The organism is Thermaerobacter sp. FW80, from assembly GCF_004634385.1.
GTDB classification, from domain to species: domain Bacteria; phylum Bacillota; class Sulfobacillia; order Thermaerobacterales; family Thermaerobacteraceae; genus Thermaerobacter; species Thermaerobacter composti.
In genome coordinates, this window is the sequence record NZ_CP037895.1 from 2,932,173 (window position 1) to 2,953,026 (window position 20,854).

Genomic DNA, 20,854 nt, shown 5'->3' on the forward strand with positions numbered 1-20,854 from the left:
TCTTGCAGAGACGCCCAGCGCCCCGCCCGGCACCCGCCACCCCGAACGGAAGGCATCCGCAGGCGCCGGTGGGCTGCCGGTGGGTCCGGACCGGTGACCCGCCGCGGCGGGAGAGGAGCACGCCAATCCATGGACCACTCCACGGGCAGGACAACCCTGGTCGCCGCGGTGACCGCCGAGACCATCGCCCTCGAGGTCCACTGGGGCCGCGAGGTTTACTATCTGGAGGTCTCGGACGGTGCCGTGCGCTACCGGGAGACCACGCGCTGGGACCGCAATGCTTCGTACATCGAGAACCTGCTGGACCTGGACAAGCTGGTCGGGGATCTCCGGAGCTGGTACCGGACGAGGTACCCGTCCCTGGGGTCCCGGTCCGTTCTGGCCGAGCTGGAGTTCGACAACCACCAGTTGACCGTCAGGCGCTGCACCGAGCGGGCCACGCCGCGCCCGGCCCCCTGGACCCTGGAAGAACGGTGGCCCCGGGGAGCGGCATGGTATGCGAAGTGGAGCGAGACGCGGTTCGTGTGGGGTGCCTTCGACTGCGAGGGTGTCGTGGCCTGCGTCGATGATTGGCATGGCCACCCGGACGAACCGGCCACCGGCGGGCGGGACCCCCATCGGAGCGGCCATCCCGCCGCGATCCTGCTCACCGGGCGCCGGCCCCTGTGGGAGAACGGGCGACTGGCTGCCCTGTTGCGTCAGGGCCGGCCGGTCGTGGTGCTCGATGCGGAGGACGGCTTCCATCTCGCCCCGCGGCATGACCGGCTGCCTCCCCCGGGGGTCCCCAGGGACCGCTTCGGCTACATGTCCGTCGCCTGGCTTCCGGCCCAGGCGCTGGTGGGCCGGACCGTGCGGGTCATCGCCGACGGGCAACAGGGTATCCTCCTCGTACGTCGCCCTGACCGTCCAGCCCATGCACCCGTGATACGTGGCGTGACCCACGATAAGACCCACGATCACGATAAGACCCACGATAAGGAAGACGCCTTGGGGAACGCGCCCCACCCGACCGGTGCCGGGAACGCCGGTGACCGGGCCCGTTCGGCGCAGGACCGGCGGCGCACCGACCTGCTGCCGGCCAGCCGCCACCGGGTCACCCTGACTCCCCTGCCGAAAGAGTTCATACCCCCCTTCGAGCAGGTCACCAGCGTGGGGGTCATCGCTTTCACCCGGGAGGGAAAGGTCGCGGTCACCCTGCAATCCCGGGGCTTTGACATCCCCGGCGGCCACGTTCAGCGGGGCGACCGCAGCCTGGAGGAAACGGCCCGGCGGGAAGCCCTGGAGGAAGCCAGGGTGACCCTGAGCAAGGTGGAGTACCTGGGCGCTCTTCGCTCGAACTACTACTCCGAGCCGACCTATATCGTGCTGATGGCGGCCATGGTGGAACAGGTCCTGCCCTTCGTACCGTCACCGGATCACTGGCTGCGGCTCTTTCTGACCCCCGAGCAGTTCGCGTCGGTGTACTCGGCGGGGGACCGGGAGCGGATGCAGGCGGCCGTACGACAGGCCCGGGCCTTGTTCTTCCCATAGGCTCCTGTCCATATAGGTATCCTTCCCAGATCTATGGGGCCGCGCCATCGTCTCCGGCGGCCGAATCGACAGACAAGTCAGCCGGCACCGGCAAGGGGGCCAGCCCGGGCGCTGCGGCCGGGGCGCCGCAGCCGCGCCGCCCGCTCACCCGGCTCGCGCGGGGGACTAGCGCAGGGGAATGGAAACGGTCCAGGGACCCTCCACCACCGTTGTCGGGTTCGTCAGCCGCACAACCACCTCTCCACCCCGGGGGAGCGGACGGGGAAAGTCGAGCCATACTTCCACCAGCCGGTTCTGGCCATCGTACGTCCCGCCGATGGCGTTCGCTGCGAAGCCGCCATCCAGGCTCTCACCGGCCGCCTCGCCGCCCTTCCCACCCGCGCCAGCCCCTGCCGGTAGAACGAGCCCCTGCACGCTGACCGTCCGGAGGGTCGCACCGTCCCGAGCCGGACCCAGGTCGAGGCCCAGGCGGATGAGGTGCCTCCCCCGTAAGGGCCCCTTACTCTCTACTACGCCCGTGGGCGACGGGATCTTGCGGCCCGGCGCCCAGCAGGCATCCGGCCTCCCGAAAGGGAATGTCTGTTAAGAACCTGCGTCAGGGGAGGGGAACCGGCGTGCTGCCGCCAGGCACGCTACAGGACCGCGTCGCCATCATCACCGGGGGAGGAACCGGCCTCGGCAAGGCCATGGCCCTGGAGTTCACCCGTCTGGGGGCGCGGGTGGTGCTCGCCAGCCGCAAGCCCGAGAACCTGGAGAAGGCCGCTGCCGAGATCGCCGAGCGGGGCGGCGAGGCCCTGACCGTCCCCACCGACGTCCGCGACCCGGAGCAGGTCGACCGGATGGTCCAGGCCGCCCTGGACCGCTTTGGCCGGATCGACATCCTGGTCAACAACGCCGCCGGCAACTTCGTGTGCCCTGCCGAGGAGCTCTCCGTCAACGGCTGGAACGCCGTCGTCAACATCGTGCTGCACGGGACCTTCTACTGCACCCGGGCCGTCGCCCGGCACTGGATCGCCCAGGGCCGGGGCGGCAACATCTTGAACATCATCGCCACCTACGCCTGGACGGGCGGGCCCGGCACGGTCCACTCGGCGGCGGCCAAGGCCGGGGTTCTGGCCATGACCCGCACCCTGGCCGTGGAGTGGGCGCCCAAGGGGATCCGGGTCAACTGCATCGCCCCCGGGCCCGTCGACGGCACGGGTGCCGCACCCCAGCTCTGGCCCACGGAAGAGGCCCGCCAGGCGGTGCTGCGCTCCATCCCCCTGGGCCGCATGGGCCGGCCCGAAGAGATCGCCCATGCCGCAGCCTACCTGGTGTCCGACTACGCCGGGTTCATCACCGGCGAGGTGCTGACCATCGACGGCGGGCAGTGGCTGGGGCGGGGCGTGTTCAAGGGCCAGAGGCGATGAACCGTGCGCGCCGCCCTGTTCATCACCTGCTTGTGCGACCTGTTCTTCCCCGAGGTGGGCGAGAGCACCGTCCGGCTGCTGCGCCGGCTGGGCGTCGAGGTCACCTTCCCCGCCGGGCAGACCTGCTGCGGCCAACCGGCCTACAATACGGGCTACACCGCCGAGGCCCGGGACGTGGCCCGCAACCTGATCGAGGTCTTCGAGCGGGAGGCACCGGACGTGCCGGTGGTCACTCCGTCGGGTTCCTGCGCCGCAATGATCCGCCACCACTACCCGCGCCTGTTTGCCGGCGATTCGGAGTGGGCCACCCGGGCCGCGGCCTTCGCCGAGCGGGTCTATGAGCTGTCGGAGTTCATCGTCCACGTCCTGGGCCGGACGGACCTCGGCGCTCGTTACCCCGCCGTCGCCACCTTCCACCGGTCCTGCCACATGGCCCGCGGGCTGGGCCTCGTGGAGGAACCCCTGGCGCTCCTGCGGGCGGTGGAGGGGCTTGAGCTGGTGGACCTGCCCCACCCCGGCGAGTGCTGCGGCTTCGGCGGCACCTTCGCCGTGAAGATGGCGGAGCTCTCGACGGCCATGGTTGACGCCAAGGTCCAGGCCATCGAGGAGACAAGGGCGCAACTGCTGGTGGGCTGCGACGTGGGGTGCCTCATGCACATCGGCGGGCGGCTGCGGCGCCTCGGCCGGCCGGTGCGGGTGCTGCACCTGGCCCAGCTCCTGGACGAGGTGACGAGGCCGGCCCGGTGGACGGCGTAGGGGAAGCCAGCGTGGCCCGGGGGCCCGGGCCCGGTATCGCCCCTGCCCGGCGATGCCGGCTGCAGGTGGAGGGCCTGCCGCCGCCACGGGACCGTTGGGCGGTAGCCCGTATACCATCGTGGTTCGGCAGGGTGAGCACCGCGGTGTGACTGTCGCGGCGTCACTGCCACGGAAACAGCCGGTGGTGACGGACGCCGGCTATCGTGGGGCCCGGCGGCCGGGCCGGAGCAACCTGGGGCGACGCCAGGCGGTCGGGGGCTTCCTCGGTGCAGCCCCAGGGTCCCCACCCAGGGTCCCCGCAACGGCCCCACGGCCGCGGGTTCGCTGGCCCCGGCCCTGGCCCGTGCCCGCCGGGTTCGTCCGCCAGGTTCACCCTTGACCGGCGTACCGCAACGCAACAGTGACGCACCGAGGGGAGGAACCGGCCATGCACAGCGCACCATTCGATCACCATCAGGCGGGAACGGCGCCGACTCGCAGCATGGCTGGCAGCCTCGGAAACACGCCCGGCAGTTCCGGCGGCCCGGCCGGCGCCACCCCAAGCCCCGCCCACGGCCCCAGCCATGGCCCCGCCCTGAGCAGCACCACGCAACCCGCCAGCCTCTCCCACCGTCCCCCCGCCGAGCCCTTCCACCAGCGAGCCGCCGCGGCCCTGCGGGACGACTTCCTCCGCGTCGCCGTCCCCCGCGCCACCTACCGCCAGCACTACGGCCGCGAGCAGGCGCTGGCCCAGTTGGGCGATCCCCTCAAGTGGCGGGAGCGGGCCCGGACCATCCGCGCCCGCACCATCGCCCAGCTCGACCGGTACCTGGACCAGGCCATCGCCGCGGTCCAGGCCCGGGGCGGCCACGTCCACCGGGCGGCGACGGCGGGTGAGGCGGTAGAGGCGATCCTGGGTATCATCCACCGGGCCGGCGCCCGCCGGGTCGTCAAGTCGAAATCGATGGTGACGGAAGAGATCCATCTGAACCCCCACCTGGAGGCGGCGGGCATCGAGGTGGTGGAGACCGACCTGGGGGAGTACATCATCCAGCTGGCCGGTCACCGGCCCTCCCACATCGTGGCGCCGGCCGTGCACCTGTCCCAGCAGCAGATCCGGGAGATCTTCAGCCGCGAGGCGGGCCGCCCCCTCCCCGACGACGCCGTCGCCCTGGCCGCCTTCGCCCGCCAGCAGCTGCGCCAGAAGTTCCTCCGCGCCGACGTCGGCATCTCCGGGGTCAACTTCCTGGTGGCGGAGTCGGGCACCGTTGTGCTGGTGACCAACGAGGGCAACGGCCGCATGGTCACCTCCCTGCCCCGGATCCACATCGCCGTCATGGGCATGGAGCGGGTCGTGCCCACCTGGGCCGACCTGGCCGTGCTCCTGGAGGTCCTGGCCCGCAGCGCCACCGGCCAGAAGATCACCGTCTACACCACCTTCGTGGGCGGGCCGCGGCGTCCCGGCGAGGCCGACGGACCCGAGGAGTTCCACCTGGTCATCGTCGACAACGGGCGGTCGAACCTGCTGGGCACCCGCTTCCAGGAGGCCCTGCACTGCATCCGCTGCGGCGCCTGCCTGAACGCCTGCCCCGTGTACCGGCAGATCGGGGGCCATCCCTACGGGGGCGTCTACAGCGGGCCGATCGGGGCGGTGATCACGCCGCTGCTGGGCGGCCTGGACGGCTGGGACGACCTGCCCTATGCCTCCAGCCTCTGCGGCGCCTGCCACGAGGCCTGCCCGGTGATGATCCCCCTGCACGATCTTCTGGTCGACCTGCGGGAAGAGGTGGTGAACCGGGGGCGGTCCGGTCAGGCGCCCACCGGCAACGACGACGCCACAGCGGCGGGCACGAAGGGCCTCCACGACCACGCGGAGCGATGGGCCTTCCGCCTGTGGCGGTGGGTCTTTTCTGACCCGCGGCGGTACCGGCTGGCGGCCCGGTTGGCCGCGTGGGTGCAGGTGCCGTGGCTCGATGCGGAATCCCACACCAGGGACGAACCGGCGGCCGGGCTAATGGTCGGGGCCGTCCTCCGCGGCGAGCCGGGCCCCCTGGGTGCCTGGACGGCCTCCCGCGACTTCCCGGCCGTCGCCTCCCGGCCCTTCCATGCTCGCTGGGCCGCCCTAGCCCGGGAGGTGGATCCCGGCCCCGCAGGGTCCCAGGACGCCGAGCCCGGGGGCAACCGCGGTCCATCCCTCACGCCCGCCTCCGCCGAAGCCGGCCCACCGGCCAGGGACGCAGCTGCGATCCAGCCGCAGCCCGCGCCGACGACCCGGTCCCAAGGTACGGCCGAGGCGCCGTCGCACCCCCGCTCCGGAGCCCGGTTCGACGACGGGTCCCGGCCTGAGAACGGATCCGGGAAGGGATCCGAGGCCGGGTCCGAGCCCCGGACCCCGGGCCGGGCGATGGCTCGGTGCCTGGCGCCCGCTGCACCTGCCTCCACCCCCTTCCCCGTGGTGGCGTCCGGTCCCACCGCCGGCTTGCCGCGGGCGGACCACCCGGGCCCCGACCCCTCCGGCTGGCCCGAGCGCTTTGGCCGGGAGTTGGAGGCTGTCCACGGCACTTGGACCCGCGTCCACGGCGGAACGCCCGAAGCCGTTGCGGCGGCCTGCGCGGCCGCCTGTGCCGCATTCGTCCGGTCCCGCAGCCTGCGCCGGGTGGTGGCCTGGGACCCCGCCGCCCCGGACCTGCCGGAGGGCGCCGGGCCGGTCCTGGAAGGCGTGCTTCACGCCCTGGAAGAAGCCGGCTGCCAGATCGCCCGTTGGCGGGAAGACCGGCCGCGGCATGCTCCGTTGAGCCTGCGTGAGGCGGCGGCCACGGCGAATCTGGGCATCGTGGTGGCCCACTTCGCCGTCGCCGCCAGCGGCACCGTGGCGGTGGTGCACGGTCCGGGCCGGGGCCGGGCGGTGAGCCTGCTCCCTGAACACCTGCTGATCCTGGTGCCCGCGGCCGTCATGGTGCCCACTCTGGCCGAGGCCATCGCCGGCCTTATCGATCGATACGGAGTCGCCGACCCCACCACCGCCCCCCAGAACGTCACCTTCATCACAGGTCCCAGCAAGTCGTCGGACATCGAGCTGCACCCGGTGGTGGGGGTCCACGGGCCGCGACACGTCCACGCCGTGATCTACGGAACGCAATGATCTCTTGTGCATGACGGTAAGGATGACGAAAGTTGTACCGGGAGTTGTTGACGAATAAGGCCTTCTTGCTATTGTTTTTGGGCCGCTTGATCACCAATGCTGGCGACAGCGTCTACCTGGTGGCAACGCTGTGGTACCTGAGCCAGTCTGATGCTTCCGGTGTGGTGGCCGGACTGGCGGGATTTCTGATCACGGTGCCACAAGAGCCTGTTGCACCGACCCTGAGAGATCGGGCCTAGTGGGAACGTACCGGGTCGATTCGCTCATGTCACATGGGCTGACGGTCAGGACTGTGTAGGCCGGCGGCCCGATCGTGACCCTTCTACGCCAAGCCCGCCTCCGTACATCCAAAGGGCAAGGTGGCGGATCGCTCCCTGACCCTCCGCCAGAGCTTCAGCAAGTTGTGGGTCAGGCAGAGCAGCTTCCACTCGCTGTCACACGCCGCCAGACCCCGACGGAGGAACCGGTCGGCGCCTCGCACGGTCTTGATCTGCCCGAACACCGGCTCCACGGTCTGGCTGCGCTTGGCGTAGATCGCCTGCCCTCGCCGGGTCCGCAGCTTGCGTTCCATCCGCTCCCGCAGGCTCAGCCCCTTGGGGATCCGGCCTCGCGGAGGGGGTGCATCCTTCACCGCCTGACGATGCTTCCACTCCTTGCTCGTCGCCAGGAACAGCTCCGGCCCCTCGGCCGGCGCCTGCTTCACGTTCGCCTCGCTCCAGTACCCCGCGTCGGCCACCACGGCGCGGATGGGCTTGTTGACGCCCGCAGCCCGCAGGTTGGCTTGCGCCTGCTGGAGCATCGGGTGCAGTTGGCCCACGTCGTTGGCGTCCTGCGTCACCGCCGCGGCCACGATGAGTTGGTCCTCCGTGACCACCGCCTGGGCGTTGTACCCTTGCCCAAAGCCCTGCCGGGTCTTCATGATCCGGCTGTCCGGGTCCGTGACGTTCGCCTTCGCCGCCGGATCCACCGAGGCATCCGGCGCCTTCGGCTTGCGCCCCCGCCGCTTCTTGCCGGTCGCCTGCTCCTGCGCCTTCCGCTCCTCGATGCGGGCCTGCTGCCGGGCCGCTTCCCGGGCCGCCTCGTCCTCCAGCCGCCGCTTGCATGCCTTCAGCCGCTCCAGCCGGCTCTGGCGGGAGCGCAGTTCCTCCGGCAACTCATCCCCACGGCGCCCGGGGCCGTAACCTCTGAATCCGATGCCGGGGTGGTCAACAATTAGGTTGTCACGGTGGTCACCTGTGTTCGAAGTCAAGCCCCCAGCGATCAAGCGACTTTTCGCCGACGGTGGGTCTTGATGTCCTCAGGCCAAAGGGCCTTGGTCACCGCATCCCAATCAACAGCAGCCTGCGCTACATTCAGCAGGCGGCGTTGCTTCCGCTGCACGAGCAACGGCTTGGCCGCCCGGTAGGGCTGGCCCGTAAGGAGCATGCGCCAGGCGACGATGAGGAGCTTGCGGGCCAAGGCCACGACGGCCTTGTGATGCCCGATTTGCCGCTGCTTCCGGTGGAAGAACGCCCCCAAGGGGCCCTGATCGTGACGCGCCACCGCGAGAGCGGCCTCGACGAGGGCGGTGCGCAAAAGCTTGCATCCATTCCGGCTGATTCCGTCCCCGGTGGTCCTGCTCGCCGGACTGGTGGACGGACGCGTTCAGGCCAGCGTACCGCGTCACTTGCTTCGCCGTTCGGAAGCGGAGAGGATCCCCCAGGTACGCCCAGATGGTGGCCGCGGTGAGGAGCCCCACCCCCGTGATCGTCAGCAAGAGCTGAACGGCCGGCTGGTCGGCCACCTGTCGCGCGATCTCCGCTTCAATGGCCTGAATTTCGATCTCCACGGTCTCCAACTGTCGAAGGGCGCTGAGGAGGATGACGCGTTCCGCCTGCGGCAGCCGGTTTACCTCGTCCCGATCCAGCCACTGCCGGGGGTCCACCTTCCGGGGAACGGGGAGCCCGTGTCGCTGGAACACGGACTTGGCCTGGGTCAGGTACCGCCGCCGGTTCCGGACCAACCGGTCCCGGTATTGCAAAAGGCACCGGACGTCGCGGACCTCCCGCGGTGGCACCCACACGGCCGGCACCATCCCCAGGGCCAGCATCTTGGCCAGCCGTTCGGCATCCCCGCGATCCATGTGCCGGCCTGCTCCCAAGCGCTTCAGCTCCAGGGGGTTGGCCAGCAGGACCTTACCGGCGTACGACGAAAGCAAGTCGTACACGCGGAGAACTCCCCTGAGTCCTGGGGTTAGGCCCATTTGCCTTCCCCGGTCAAACCCACGTGAGGGGGCGCGTGTCCGCTCCAGAACTGCGGGAATTGGCCCAAGCCCGTAAGGGTATTAAGCCGCTTTTGACCATGGCCGCGGCCAAAACATGCTGGAGCGTTCCAGGACACCGCAGGGGGGTGGTACGCAAACCGGGGGAGACGCGTGACGAATGAACTGCGGTGCAATCACGAGGCATTGGACATAGCTACGAACGGGGAAGGCACATAACAAATCTCCCCTGGATAGCTACGCAAGGCAGTGGGTACCTACCGAAACAAGGCAAAGCGGCGGTTTACGTCCGAATGAAACATGCTACCACTCGCCTGAGGGACTCGACCATGTATAGGGAGGGGTTGCGAGTGCGTAACGCAGCGACGAGCTGGGGCATCATCGCACTCGCAGCGCTCCTTGTAGCTCTTTTAGGCGCTACGGCCCTTGCCCACGGTAACGACGTGTATTATAGCGTTGTGGTACCTAAACTCGCTGGCGACACATACAACGCAGCCCGGCCTGCTTCGGGGGGCCAACAGATAAACCATACTGATAGCGTTGGTGGAGGCTATGCTGGTGACGTGTGGGCCTATGTTGCTAACTATGCCGGACAGGCCATTACTGGAGACCAGCCACTGTATCCCGGACGGGACAACGTCTTCGTTAGTAACGTGTCTGCAGGTCAATCGATCCGGTTGGGATTCACCACCGAGTGGTGGGTCCCGGTGAATGTTTCAGTCACTGGTCGGTGGCATCCGTGACGCATAGTTAGCGCCGTAGACAGGCACAAGGGTGGCGACCCTTTGTGTCGCCACCGTTGTGCTACTCCGTCTCGCTTTCACAACCGAAGACTTTGGGGGTACGCCAGTTGCTACTCCGGTCGGAATGGATTCGTGTACTAAAACGCTGGCAAACTGCACTCGCTGTAGCTCTAATAGTCGTGTCCCTTCTGGCGGGCTATCTAGACCACCAAAGCGGACGCTACTTCAGCCCGATGGATACGCTAAGTGCATACGTCGCCTTTCTTGTGGCCATTGGAGGCGGCCCCGTGTCTCTGTGGCCGGGTGTCGTGGCTCTAATCGGCCCACTCATTCTGGGTGATACCCTTGCCTGGGACCGGCGTACCGGCATGATACGACTTATGGTATCGCGTGTGGGTCGCAGGCGCTACATTACGGGGAAATTGTTGGCCGTAAACCTGTATACGGCTATCATTGTATTGTCAGCATTGTGCGTGTCGCTTGCTGTGGCCTTCGCATGGTTGCCAAGTCAACTACCACCCTGGCGTGAAGTCGACGGGCAGCTCACGATTTATGATCCAAGGGCCACTTATGCTGTTGTCGAACCGTTTCCGACTTACCTTCATGATCTATTCTTCACCAATCCTATAGTATACCTTACAATCCTGGTCCTAATCCTAGTGCTGCCACCCCTCGCGTGGGCAAACCTTTCGCTACTCCTATCAATTTGGACGGAAAACATTTATCTAGTACTCGCAGCACCGTGGCTTATTTGTATGGCGTTGAGTTTTATTTTGGGACAGCCATTCATTGGGGGCTGGCACTATTCGCCTTTGGTATTGTCAGGGCCGTTTGTCCAAATTGGCGAACCGCGATTGCCGGACTGGGCTATCCCTATGCTGTGGTGCGCTGTAATTGCCATCACGATAGCCGGTACGTATTTCGGGTTCTTGCATACAAAGGGTGGGGATATCATTGACTAAGAATGGGGGACAAGGCGTAGCTATTCGGCTCACTGAGGTACATAAGGCAATTGAGGGACGACCGATCTTAAAAGGTGTAAACCTTGAGGTGTCGTATGGGGAGATTGTTGCTATTATCGGGCCTAATGGGTCAGGCAAATCGTTGTTGTTGCGGATCGTTAGCGGCTTGGCATACGCTGATGAGGGCGAAGTGGTCACAGGTGGCCAGGTGATTAAGGCGGGTCTGCTTGGGCCGCTTCCGGAAGTTGGACTCATGATAGAGGCGCCGGGGTTCTTACCGTACTTGTCGGGAAGGGACAACTTACGCTTACTGGCGACATTACGCGGACGGGTGGGCGAGGCGGCCATTGAAGCCGCCATGCGCGCAGTGGGGCTAGATCCGCGCGACCGCCGGCCGGTCAGGGCTTATTCAATGGGCATGCGGCAACGTCTCGGCATCGCCCAGGCCATTATGGAAGAGCCAAAGATCTTGTTGTTGGATGAACCAACGAACGGGCTTGATCCAGAATTTACAGAGGAGTTCTTAGAGATGCTTCGCCAAAGGCGCGAGTACGGTGTGGCAATTCTCTTGACTTCGCACGAACTGCATGAGGTGGCGGCAATCGCATCGCGGACTCTAAGACTAGTGGATGGCCGGCTAGCGGATGGGGGTCTGAAGTGAGGTCGCTGGAGTGGGCTTTAGCTGCGGGGCGTACCGTGTGGCGTGCAATTGACCACAATAGTGTGGTGCTAGCGTCCGATAAGCGCTGGCGGTTGATGCCGGCCGGTGCATTGGTCGTAAGCGTGCTGGTTGTGTTCGACTTTGTTAACAGCAAATGGGGGATTGGAGAGGCGAACCAGTGGGATCTGATGCTTGCGGTCTTCAATGATCCATTCAAGGCCATGGTTCTATTGCCGGTGGGCTTTTTTGCGCTAGTTGCTGACGCGATTACACGAGACTGGCATGGCTGGGGCTATCTAAGCTGGAGTCGATATAAGTATCGGTTGGTATGGTGGGTGGGCAAGCTTGGTGGTATAGCGCTTGCCGTGTTGATGTATCTCAGCATCTTAGTCATTATAGTCCTTATTACCAGTGCTGTCGCAGCAACAGTGGAAGTGTCGTGGAGTACTCTCGTACATGTGTCAGAGTGGACGTATCCTGGGGTCTTGCGGTAGACCAGTTAGACATACCACCAGGATTGATAATGCTGGAAATGTTGGGATTAATGAGCGTGGGGTTGATAAGTCTTGGTACAGTTGTGGCGGTTATTGCGTTCTGGGCACGGCAGCCTGTGATTGCGTGGATCTGCGGCGTTGTTATGGCTGGGACGTCGTATGGGGTGTGGCTGGCGTGGCCGTGGGCTGCGGTGTGGGCACCAACACTGCATTTGGCGTTGGGTGCCCATGCGGAGATTAGTAATAGGGTGCCAGGATTTTTCACGATTGGTACGTCGTTGCTGTTCTTCATGGGCTTGTGGTTACTGGCGGCTGTCCTCGGGTATGTGCGTGTTGTGCGACAGGACTTCTGAAGGAAGGGCAAGGTGGGCGGTGTTGAGTGCGTCTTTCTGGCGTGCAGTTTGGGTGGAGTGCCTTGTGCTTAGCCGGAGACGGACGTGGCTTGGCGTGCTTGCCGTGAATGTTGTTGTAGCCGTGGCCGGCATTTACAGTGACCTGTCAGCTTTGGGTATGGACGTCATCGAAATACCTTGGCGGCTTGCGGCACTCTCGTTGGCCGGACCTGGTCAGAATGCGCCAATGATTGTGGTGATCGGGTGGCTGATGATGCCAGCAAGTTTTCTCGTTGGTGCTGGGGAGCCTTTTTCAGCGTTAGCGAGAGCATGGATGCGGATGGCCTTGGTGCGAACGGGTAATCGTTGTGTCTTCTGGTTCGGAAGGTTGTTGGCACATTTCCTGGTGGGTGCGCTGTTCGTGGGTGCGGTATTTCTGATAAGGTGGGTCGTCGCCGGCATTGTTGTCTCTGCGACTTCTCCCTCGGTACCGGCAGGGATCAGTAACGCTGGATTGGAGAGCCACGCGGGGCTTGCCCTGGGTGCATGGATAGGGGCGAATGTCCTGGCCGCGGTTTGGTGGGTTACGGGTGTACGGGCATGTCTGTCCGTCTACTGGGATCGGCCAGGCATTCCCACTGTCGTGACCCTTTCGCGGCGTACACGTTGACGGTCCTTGGTACCCGACTGCCCGCTATCGTGAGGTATGGGCGGCCACTAGTCGGTGCCCGTCTCAATGCCAGCATGGACGGGCTGACACAGGCGGACTGGATCGGCCTGATCTTGCTTAGCGTTGTGTGGATTGGAAGCAGTGTAGGCCTGGGTTACAGTCGACTCCGAAAATGCGACCTGTAACCCTAGGGTTAATGTGAGATTCAGCACAGTCGCCTGTTCCGACCGCCTGGTTCTACCTCCTCAAGGCCCCCCGTGTCGCTTGTGCCCAGAGTCACGGCCCAGCCGGGCGGGGGCCGGCCGAGCGCCGGGGGACCGATCCGGCATGCGGACTGCCTTCCACGGGTAGGGGGAATGGATCGGCCCGGAAGGAAGGGCCCCTCAGCGGCTAAATAGTTGTTTCATCAAATGCACATTTTGTTGAATGCTGTCAACGCCGACCTAGAAGTGACCCACTTGGCGCCGGTTGGAAACTGACCCACCCCTTTGGGTCACTTACTCCGCAGAGCCGTCCTGTGCATCACCTCCCTTCGGGGTGGGGTCCCGCCGAACAGTCCTGCCTGCTTCTTCTCCCGAAGCCGGTAGCTCTCGCCCCGGATGTTGATGACGTGGCTGTGGTGAAGCAACCGGTCGAGGATGGCGGTGGCGATCACCGAATCACCCAACACTTCGCCCCACTCGGCAAAGCCCTTGTTACTGGTCAAGATGATGCTGCCCCGTTCATAACGGGCCGAGATCAGGCGAGAGTTCTGAAAAACCGGCGGAAAGCTCAACCCATGGGCCGAAGGGGGTTGCCAACGATTGGATGGGATACGTGGCACTACGGGTGATCGGCGCTGCAAGGTGGCCCGGCTTGCTACGGACCCGTTCAAGCGGCCGCCCACTCCATGGCCCGCCTCTTCCCATGTCCACTACCACGTGCGTCTTGCAATCGCCGAGCCATCTTCTTGGCGTTGAGCACCAGGCAGGTGAGCAGCACCTGAATCGCCGTCCGTTCCCGTCCCCGTAACGGCTTCGCCCGAGGCCGTGCCACTGCTTGGCCTCCCCAAAGGTGCGCTCAATGACCGTTTCGCACCCGCAAGGCCCGTTTCAGCCCCCGCGGCCGGTTCGCTTCCGTACCCGGATGCCAGTACAGCACCTTCCGCGTCTGGCTCCGGCTCAGGCAACGCCCCGCCCGGGGGCAGCCGCGGCAGGCTCGCTCGGAAAAGTACACCAGCCACCCCCCGCGCTGGTGCGGGCTCTGGCCGATGGAGCGGTGGCCCTCGGGACAGATCCACTGCCGGCGGCGCTTGTCGTACGTGAACCCTTGCTTGGGCAGCCTTTGCCTTTGCGTCCGCTGGGGGATGTACGGACGGATGCCTTGCCGAACGAGATCCTCCCTCAACCTCGTGGCGTCATACGCCTGTCCGCCACCAGCCGCCGTGGCCGGAGCCCCTGGACGCGCGCTTGTTCCACCAGCGCCGGCGCCCCTTCGAGGTCGCTCGCGTTCCCCGCCGTCACCGTCGCCGCCAGCACAAAGCCGGTCTCATCCGTCGCCAGATGCATCTTGTAGCCGAAAAAAGGCTTCTCCCGGCGCTGGTGTCCCCAACGCGCCTCCGGGTCCGCGTAGCTCGCCACCCGTTCGTCCTTCAGCACCCGCTCCACTTGCTTCCGTACGCGTCGCACCGCCGGTGCCTTCGCGGCTTGCCGCGACGTGATCGCCGCCAGCAAGGCTTCCGTCCGTTCCTGTTCCGCCTGCAGCAGCTGATCCTGATCTTCATAGGTCGCGTCCGGCACCGGCTCGGCCAGCGCCTCCAGTTCCTTCGCCACCGGCGGCGCCGCCTGCCGGACGGCTTGCAGCAGCCGCTGCCGCCCCTCCCGCAAAAGCTGCACCCGTGTGCGGGCGGCCGCATGGGCCACCACCGGGCTGGAGTCCATCACCAGCCAGCGGCCTTTCAGGCACCCTTCGCTCGTGCCTGCTCCACCAGCCGGTGCAGCAGCCGCTGCCACCGCGCCTCCCCCAACCGCTGCCGAAACCGCACCAGCGTCGTGTCGTCGGGAATCGCGTCCTCCCAGCCAAGGCGGCAGAAGTAGCGATAGAGACGTTGAGCGCAGCTGCTGGCAGACCTGCACGTCCGACAGGTTGGCCCACACCGCCAGAAGAGGATGCGCACCAGCTGCTCCGCGGATACGAAGGCCGGCCTTGATCGCGCTGTACAATCGCCGTCTCTTCCTCCACGAACGAGAAATCGACAGCCCGGTCGATGTCCAGGAGGGGATGGTCCGCCGGCAGCATGTGGTTGAAGAGGATCTCATCGAAGAAGTTCCGCTGCTGATCCAACCGTCCCAACATGGTGCACCGGCCCCGGTTTCGGTATCGTCTCCATAGGGGTTTTTCGCTTTGCGTCCTGCCAGTCCTTGCCGAAAAAGCAAAGGAGTTTTTCAGAGCCCTCTTGACGAGAGTTCTGAAAAACCGGCGGAAAGCTCAACCCATGGGCCGAAGGGGGTTGCCAACGATTGGATGGGATACGTGGCACTACGGGTGATCGGCGCTGCAAGGTGGCCCGGCTTGCTACGGACCCGTTCAAGCGGCCGCCCACTCCATGGCCCGCCTCTTCCCATGTCCACTACCACGTGCGTCTTGCAATCGCCGAGCCATCTTCTTGGCGTTGAGCACCAGGCAGGTGAGCAGCACCTGAATCGCCGTCCGTTTCCCGTCCCCGGTAACGGCTTCGCCCGAGGCCGTGCCACTGCTTGGCCTCCCCAAAGGTGCGCTCATGACCGTTCGCACCCGCAAGGCCCGTTTCAGCCCCCGCGGCCGGTTCGCTTCCGTACCCGGATGCCAGTACAGCACCTTCCGCGTCTGGCTCCGGCTCAGGCAACGCCCCGCCCGGGGGCAGCCGCGGCAGGCTCGCTCGGAAAAGTACACCAGCCACCCCCGCTGGTGCGGGCTCTGGCCGATGGAGCGGTGGCCCTCGGGACAGATCCACTGCCGGCGGCGCTTGTCGTACGTGAACCCTTGCTTGGGCAGCCTTTGCCTTTGCGTCCGCTGGGGGATGTACGGACGGATGCCTTGCCGAACGAGATCCTCCCTCAACCTCGTGGCGTCATACGCCTTGTCCGCCACCAGCCGCCGTGGCCGGAGCCCCTGGACGCGCGCTTGTTCCACCAGCGCCGGCGCCCCTTCGAGGTCGCTCGCGTTCCCCGCCGTCACCGTCGCCGCCAGCACAAAGCCGGTCTCATCCGTCGCCAGATGCATCTTGTAGCCGAAAAAAGGCTTCTCCCGGCGCTGGTGTCCCCAACGCGCCTCCGGGTCCGCGTAGCTCGCCACCCGTTCGTCCTTCAGCACCCGCTCCACTTGCTTCCGTACGCGTCGCACCGCCGGTGCCTTCGCGGCTTGCCGCGACGTGATCGCCGCCAGCAAGGCTTCCGTCCGTTCCTGTTCCGCCTGCAGCAGCTGATCCTGATCTTCATAGGTCGCGTCCGGCACCGGCTCGGCCAGCGCCCAGTTCCTTCGCCACCGGCGGCGCCGCCTGCCGGACGGCTTGCAGCAGCCGCTGCCGCCCTCCCCGCAAAAGCTGCACCCGTGTGCGGGCGGCCGCATGGGCCACCACCGGGCTGGAGTCCATCACCAGCCAGCGGCCTTTCAGGCACCCCTTCGCTCGTGCCTGCTCCACCAGCCGGTGCAGCAGCCGCTGCCACCGCGCCTCCCCCAACCGCTGCCGAAACCGCACCAGCGTCGTGTCGTCGGGAATCGCGTCCTCCCAGCCAAGGCGGCAGAAGTAGCGATAGAGGACGTTGTAGCGCAGCTGCTGGCAGACCTGCACGTCCGACAGGTTGGCCCACACCGCCAGGAAGAGGATGCGCACCAGCTGCTCCGGCGGATACGAAGGCCGGCCTTGATCGGCGCTGTACCGATCGGCCGTCTCTTCCTCCACGAACGAGAAATCGACAGCCCGGTCGATGTCCAGGAGGGGATGGTCCGCCGGCAGCATGTGTTGAAGAGGATCTCATCGAAGAAGTTCCGCTGCTGATCCAACCGTCCCAACATGGTGCACCGGCCCCGGTTTCGGTATCGTCTCCATAGGGGTTTTTCGCTTTGCGTCCTGCCAGTCCTTGCCGAAAAAGCAAAGGAGTTTTTCAGAGCCCTCTTGACGAGAGTTCTGAAAAACCGGCGGAAAGCTCAACCCATGGGGCCGAAGGGGGTTGCCAACGATTGGATGGGATACGTGGCACTACGGGTGATCGGCGCTGCAAGGTGGCCCGGCTTGCTACGGACCCGTTCAAGCGGCCGCCCACTCCATGGCCCGCCTCTTCCCATGTCCACTACCACGTGCGTCTTGCAATCGCCGAGCCATCTTCTTGGCGTTGAGCACCAGGCAGGTGAGCAGCACCTGAATCGCCGTCCGTTCCCGTCCCCGGTAACGGCTTCGCCCGAGGCCGTGCCACTGCTTGGCCTCCCCAAAGGTGCGCTCAATGACCGTTCGCACCCGCAAGGCCCGTTTCAGCCCCCGCGGCCGGTTCGCTTCCGTACCCGGATGCCAGTACAGCACCTTCCGCGTCTGGCTCCGGCTCAGGCAACGCCCCGCCCGGGGGCAGCCGCGGCAGGCTCGCTCGGAAAAGTACACCAGCCACCCCCCGCGCTGGTGCGGGCTCTGGCCGATGGAGCGGTGGCCCTCGGGACAGATCCACTGCCGGCGGCGCTTGTCGTACGTGAACCCTTGCTTGGGCAGCCTTTGCCTTTGCGTCCGCTGGGGGATGTACGGACGGATGCCTTGCCGAACGAGATCCTCCCTCAACCTCGTGGCGTCATACGCCTTGTCCGCCACCAGCCGCCGTGGCCGGAGCCCCTGGACGCGCGCTTGTTCCACCAGCGCCGGCGCCCCTTCGAGGTCGCTCGCGTTCCCCGCCGTCACCGTCGCCGCCAGCACAAAGCCGGTCTCATCCGTCGCCAGATGCATCTTGTAGCCGAAAAAAGGCTTCTCCCGGCGCTGGTGTCCCCAACGCGCCTCCGGGTCCGCGTAGCTCGCCACCCGTTCGTCCTTCAGCACCCGCTCCACTTGCTTCCGTACGCGTCGCACCGCCGGTGCCTTCGCGGCTTGCCGCGACGTGATCGCGCCAGCAAGGCTTCCGTCCGTTCCTGTTCCGCCTGCAGCAGCTGATCCTGATCTTCATAGGTCGCGTCCGGCACCGGCTCGGCCAGCGCCTCCAGTTCCTTCGCCACCGGCGGCGCCGCCTGCCGGACGGCTTGCAGCAGCCTGCCCGCCCTCCCGCAAAAGCTGCACCCGTGTGCGGGCGGCCGCATGGGCCACCACCGGGCTGGAGTCCATCACCAGCCAGCGGCCTTTCAGGCACCCCTTCGCTCGTGCCTGCTCCACCAGCCGGTGCAGCAGCCGCTGCCACCGCGCCTCCCCCAACCGCTGCCGAAACCGCACCAGCGTCGTGTCGTCGGGAATCGCGTCCTCCCAGCCAAGGCGGCAGAAGTAGCGATAGAGGACGTTGTAGCGCAGCTGCTGGCAGACCTGCACGTCCGACAGGTTGGCCCACACCGCCAGGAAGAGGATGCGCACCAGCTGCTCCGGCGGATACGAAGGCCGGCCTTGATCGGCGCTGTACCGATCGGCCGTCTCTTCCTCCACGAACGAGAAATCGACAGCCCGGTCGATGTCCAGGAGGGGATGGTCCGCCGGCAGCATGTGGTTGAAGAGGATCTCATCGAAGAAGTTCCGCTGCTGATCCAACCGTCCCAACATGGTGCACCGGCCCCGGTTTCGGTATCGTCTCCATAGGGGTTTTTCGCTTTGCGTCCTGCCAGTCCTTGCCGAAAAAGCAAAGGAGTTTTTCAGAGCCCTCCTTGACTCGACTTTGACACCGTGATCCTTGAGAACCCTTAAGACAGAAGGCTTTCTTGGGCACACGGGGACTACGTACCACTACACTACCCGGCGGGGGTCGTCTCGGGACGTGGCAGCGGCTGCACCCGAGCGGGGGGCGCAGGCCCACGGCCTTGAAGGCCTCGTAGGCCTGCCCGACCAGCTCGGTGCGGGTGAGGTAGGCCTCGCCGTCCAGCTCCACGGCCACGGCGTGCAGCTGGGAGAGATCGTGGAGCACGTCCTCGTAGCCCACATCGGGGTTCTGCTGGCGGAGCTTGCGCAACAAGAGGCTCTCCAGGACCAGCGCCAGGAAGCAGACCATGACGTGCCCCCGGACTCGCCGCTCCGTCCAGTGGAACATGGGCCGCAGGTCCAAGGCGGACTTGAGGGTGCGGAAGGCGCGCTCGACCCGCCAGAGGTCCTTGTACGCCCGCACCACGGCCTCCGGGTCGAGGTCGGTGTTGGTCCGCAGCAGGTACTTCCCATCGTAGCGGGCGGCCCGTTTCACAGCGTCCGCGTCAACCACCAACGCACCCTGGGGCAGGGCCTTGAGGTAACGGGCCACGAGGCGGTTCCGCAGGAGATCCTTGGCTTGGCCGCGCTCGATCCGCTGCTTCAGGTGCGCGAGGACCGCCTCCCGGGCGTGGCGGTCGTGCTCGGCCTGGAGGGGATTGTGGCAGAGGATGTAGCGCTGGCCCTGGTGGATCACCTGCTTGATGCGGAGCTGCTCGTCGATCACGCGGTAGCGCCCTGGCTGGCTCAGCACGGCCTCGGCCTCGCGGTGGCGCCGCAAGGGCATGACGACGATGTACTCCATGCCGGCTTCCTCGATGGCGTGCAGGATCCGGCGGCTGACCATGCCCCGGTCGGCGACGAAGATCACCCGGCGTAGGTGGAAACGCCTCTTGAGCGCGTCAAGGACGGTCTCCACCGTGGCCTTGTCGGCGGTGTCGCCCGGGAAACCTCGTGAGCAATGGGGTAGCCGTCCCGGGTCATGAGCACGCCGACCACCAGCTGGGGGCGGTCCGGGCGCTTGTCGCGGGAATAGCCGTAGGCGGCCAAGCCCTCCGGCCCGCGGCCTTCGAAGTAGGTGGATGTGGCATCCCACATCACCACGTCGACCTCGGTCCAGAACAGGTCGCGGGCCCGGGCGAAGAGGCGGTCTTCGAGGGCTTCCTTATGCTCGGCCAGGACGTCCAGCGCCCGGTAGTAGTGATGCAGCTCCAGCTGCTCGGCCTGGGGCCGGTAGACGCCCTGCAGCCACTGCCGGACGAGTCCGCGTTTGGAGCAGGGGTCGGTGAGGCGGTTGAGCACCATGGTGAAGACGGCCTCGGCCACGTCGAAGGCCAGCTGGCGATCCTCCAGCAGGGCCGCGAAGGCCTTGTCCAGTTCAGCTTCGCGCCACAGCCGTTCGAAGATCAGCGCCGGTCCCCACTGCTTGGACCAGCGGACGTTCAAGCGCTCGGCTTGTTCCTCCAGCCGACGCCAGGTGTTCTGGGAGAAGCGGGCTAGGTTCTCGATGAGGGCATCGAGGCGGCCGTCCTGAAGGTCCTCCAGCCGGCCCAGGGTGGCGACCACCCGCTGGCGGACGCGGCCGCCCTGGCGCACGCTCTCGACGAGTTGGAGGTAGGTGCGGGTGGAGCCGTCTTTGTTCTTGAAGGTCTTCTGGCGGAAACATGGCACAACCATCATAGCATGCTCGTGCTTACCATACAAGTGTTTCACGAATACACGTGGCACTACACTTTTGACCCCAAAGAACCGCCGCCCCATGGAAACCCCTTGATTCATGCGGGTTCCTGGGGCGGCGTGGCACCGAGAAGGGCCGTCAACTGTCAAACCCGAGCCTGGAGGAGGGCTCTGAAAAAACTCCTTTGCTTTTTCGGCAAGGACTGGCAGGACGCAAAGCGAAAAACCCTAGGGAGACGATACCGAACCGGGGCCGATGCACCATGCTGGGAAGGTTGGATCGACAGCGAACTTCTTCGATGAGCTGCTCTTTGAACGCATGCTGCCTGCGGACCAGGCCGTGTCCCGGCAAGTGGTGGAAAAGCGGCTCCCC

Annotated in this window: 21 protein-coding genes and 2 pseudogenes; 8 read left to right on the top strand and 15 right to left on the bottom strand. The window is 66.0% G+C overall.

Annotated features, from left to right (window positions below):
• Positions 1-129 precede the first annotated feature (129 nt).
• Entirely contained in the window at positions 130-1,530 is a 1,401-nt protein-coding gene (locus E1B22_RS12100) for an NUDIX hydrolase (RefSeq protein WP_135224074.1), read from the top strand.
• Between the two features lie 165 nt (positions 1,531-1,695).
• Here the strand turns inward: E1B22_RS12100 and E1B22_RS12105 are convergent, their stop codons facing one another.
• Positions 1,696-1,944, bottom strand: a complete 249-nt coding sequence (locus tag E1B22_RS12105; protein WP_135224075.1) for a hypothetical protein — start codon at positions 1,942-1,944, stop codon at positions 1,696-1,698.
• A 200-nt stretch (positions 1,945-2,144) separates the two neighbouring features.
• Between E1B22_RS12105 and fadH the strand changes: the two genes are divergently transcribed.
• The 4 genes from fadH (at position 2,145) to E1B22_RS12125 (ending at position 7,055) form a co-directional block, all read left to right on the top strand.
• Positions 2,145-2,939 (top strand): 2,4-dienoyl-CoA reductase, encoded by a 795-nt coding sequence (fadH, locus tag E1B22_RS12110; protein ID WP_207669882.1) that lies wholly within the window; start codon positions 2,145-2,147, stop codon positions 2,937-2,939.
• Between the two features lie 3 nt (positions 2,940-2,942).
• Complete coding sequence (locus E1B22_RS12115; RefSeq protein ID WP_135224077.1) at positions 2,943-3,695, top strand: (Fe-S)-binding protein; 753 nt, start codon at positions 2,943-2,945, stop codon at positions 3,693-3,695.
• Between the two features lie 427 nt (positions 3,696-4,122).
• Positions 4,123-6,816: a LutB/LldF family L-lactate oxidation iron-sulfur protein gene (locus E1B22_RS12120; RefSeq protein ID WP_135224078.1), complete on the top strand. Its 2,694-nt coding sequence runs from the start codon at positions 4,123-4,125 to the stop codon at positions 6,814-6,816.
• Positions 6,817-6,848: 32 nt separating this feature from the next.
• Complete coding sequence (locus tag E1B22_RS12125; RefSeq protein WP_135224079.1) at positions 6,849-7,055, top strand: hypothetical protein; 207 nt, start codon at positions 6,849-6,851, stop codon at positions 7,053-7,055.
• 83 nt (positions 7,056-7,138) lie between these two features.
• Here the strand turns inward: E1B22_RS12125 and E1B22_RS12130 are convergent, their stop codons facing one another.
• The 3 genes and pseudogenes from E1B22_RS12130 to E1B22_RS13610 all read right to left on the bottom strand — a co-directional run.
• Positions 7,139-7,969 (bottom strand): transposase, encoded by an 831-nt coding sequence (locus E1B22_RS12130; RefSeq protein WP_243123476.1) that lies wholly within the window; start codon positions 7,967-7,969, stop codon positions 7,139-7,141.
• A gap of 107 nt (positions 7,970-8,076) precedes the next feature.
• Positions 8,077-8,391, bottom strand: a complete 315-nt coding sequence (locus tag E1B22_RS13605; protein WP_243123897.1) for a hypothetical protein — start codon at positions 8,389-8,391, stop codon at positions 8,077-8,079.
• Positions 8,392-8,476: 85 nt separating this feature from the next.
• Positions 8,477-9,058: pseudogene (locus E1B22_RS13610) on the bottom strand (transposase); the annotation flags it as partial.
• 1,703 nt (positions 9,059-10,761) lie between these two features.
• Between E1B22_RS13610 and E1B22_RS12140 the strand changes: the two are divergent.
• On the top strand, positions 10,762-11,442 hold the full coding sequence (locus E1B22_RS12140; protein ID WP_256369290.1) for an ABC transporter ATP-binding protein: 681 nt from the start codon (positions 10,762-10,764) through the stop codon (positions 11,440-11,442).
• Positions 11,439-11,936, top strand: coding sequence for a hypothetical protein (locus tag E1B22_RS12145; protein WP_135225842.1), 498 nt, complete (start codon positions 11,439-11,441; stop codon positions 11,934-11,936). Before E1B22_RS12140 ends, E1B22_RS12145 begins: the two co-directional genes overlap by 4 nt.
• Positions 11,937-13,431: 1,495 nt before the next feature.
• Here the strand turns inward: E1B22_RS12145 and E1B22_RS12155 are convergent.
• The 5 genes and pseudogenes from E1B22_RS12155 to E1B22_RS12170 form a co-directional block, all read right to left on the bottom strand.
• Positions 13,432-13,683: pseudogene (locus tag E1B22_RS12155) on the bottom strand (ATP-binding protein); the annotation flags it as partial.
• 125 nt (positions 13,684-13,808) lie between these two features.
• Positions 13,809-13,973: a hypothetical protein gene (locus E1B22_RS12760; RefSeq protein ID WP_167758931.1), complete on the bottom strand. Its 165-nt coding sequence runs from the start codon at positions 13,971-13,973 to the stop codon at positions 13,809-13,811.
• A 24-nt stretch (positions 13,974-13,997) separates the two neighbouring features.
• Positions 13,998-14,324 (bottom strand): hypothetical protein, encoded by a 327-nt coding sequence (locus tag E1B22_RS12160; RefSeq protein ID WP_135225844.1) that lies wholly within the window; start codon positions 14,322-14,324, stop codon positions 13,998-14,000.
• Entirely contained in the window at positions 14,321-14,857 is a 537-nt protein-coding gene (locus tag E1B22_RS12165) for a transposase (protein WP_243123891.1), read from the bottom strand. The genes E1B22_RS12160 and E1B22_RS12165 overlap by 4 nt, the downstream gene beginning before the upstream one ends.
• Positions 14,858-14,874: 17 nt before the next feature.
• On the bottom strand, positions 14,875-15,093 hold the full coding sequence (locus tag E1B22_RS12170; RefSeq protein ID WP_167758932.1) for a transposase: 219 nt from the start codon (positions 15,091-15,093) through the stop codon (positions 14,875-14,877).
• Between the two features lie 29 nt (positions 15,094-15,122).
• Here E1B22_RS12170 and E1B22_RS12175 point away from each other — a divergent pair, with 29 nt between their 5' ends.
• Positions 15,123-15,308: a hypothetical protein gene (locus tag E1B22_RS12175; RefSeq protein ID WP_135225847.1), complete on the top strand. Its 186-nt coding sequence runs from the start codon at positions 15,123-15,125 to the stop codon at positions 15,306-15,308.
• A gap of 195 nt (positions 15,309-15,503) precedes the next feature.
• Here the strand turns inward: E1B22_RS12175 and E1B22_RS12180 are convergent, their stop codons facing one another.
• The 6 genes from E1B22_RS12180 to E1B22_RS13620 all read right to left on the bottom strand — a co-directional run bounded on the left by E1B22_RS12180 (position 15,504) and on the right by E1B22_RS13620 (position 20,481).
• A complete protein-coding gene (locus E1B22_RS12180) occupies positions 15,504-16,409 on the bottom strand; it encodes a transposase (RefSeq protein WP_167758933.1) in 906 nt (301 codons plus the stop codon).
• Positions 16,390-16,914, bottom strand: coding sequence for a transposase (locus tag E1B22_RS12185; protein WP_135225849.1), 525 nt, complete (start codon positions 16,912-16,914; stop codon positions 16,390-16,392). The genes E1B22_RS12180 and E1B22_RS12185 overlap by 20 nt, the downstream gene beginning before the upstream one ends.
• A gap of 288 nt (positions 16,915-17,202) precedes the next feature.
• Entirely contained in the window at positions 17,203-18,000 is a 798-nt protein-coding gene (locus E1B22_RS12190; protein WP_167758934.1) for a transposase, read from the bottom strand.
• Between the two features lie 90 nt (positions 18,001-18,090).
• Positions 18,091-18,672, bottom strand: a complete 582-nt coding sequence (locus E1B22_RS12200) for a transposase (RefSeq protein WP_135225852.1) — start codon at positions 18,670-18,672, stop codon at positions 18,091-18,093.
• Positions 18,632-19,723 (bottom strand): IS1634 family transposase, encoded by a 1,092-nt coding sequence (locus tag E1B22_RS13615; protein WP_243123477.1) that lies wholly within the window; start codon positions 19,721-19,723, stop codon positions 18,632-18,634. The genes E1B22_RS12200 and E1B22_RS13615 overlap by 41 nt, the downstream gene beginning before the upstream one ends.
• Positions 19,672-20,481: a hypothetical protein gene (locus tag E1B22_RS13620; protein ID WP_243123478.1), complete on the bottom strand. Its 810-nt coding sequence runs from the start codon at positions 20,479-20,481 to the stop codon at positions 19,672-19,674. The genes E1B22_RS13615 and E1B22_RS13620 overlap by 52 nt, the downstream gene beginning before the upstream one ends.
• Between the last annotated feature and the right edge of the window lie 373 nt (positions 20,482-20,854).

Coding starts and splice junctions, on each gene's coding strand:
- E1B22_RS12100 (WP_135224074.1), top strand. CDS start 130: ATGGACCACTCCACGGGCAGGACAACCCTGGTCGCCGCGGTGACCGCC.
- E1B22_RS12120 (WP_135224078.1), top strand. CDS start 4,123: ATGCACAGCGCACCATTCGATCACCATCAGGCGGGAACGGCGCCGACT.
- E1B22_RS12165 (WP_243123891.1), bottom strand. CDS start 14,857: ATGGACTCCAGCCCGGTGGTGGCCCATGCGGCCGCCCGCACACGGGTG.
- E1B22_RS12185 (WP_135225849.1), bottom strand. CDS start 16,914: ATGCTGCCGGCGGACCATCCCCTCCTGGACATCGACCGGGCTGTCGAT.
- E1B22_RS12200 (WP_135225852.1), bottom strand. CDS start 18,672: ATGTTGGGACGGTTGGATCAGCAGCGGAACTTCTTCGATGAGATCCTC.
- E1B22_RS13620 (WP_243123478.1), bottom strand. CDS start 20,481: ATGGTTGTGCCATGTTTCCGCCAGAAGACCTTCAAGAACAAAGACGGC.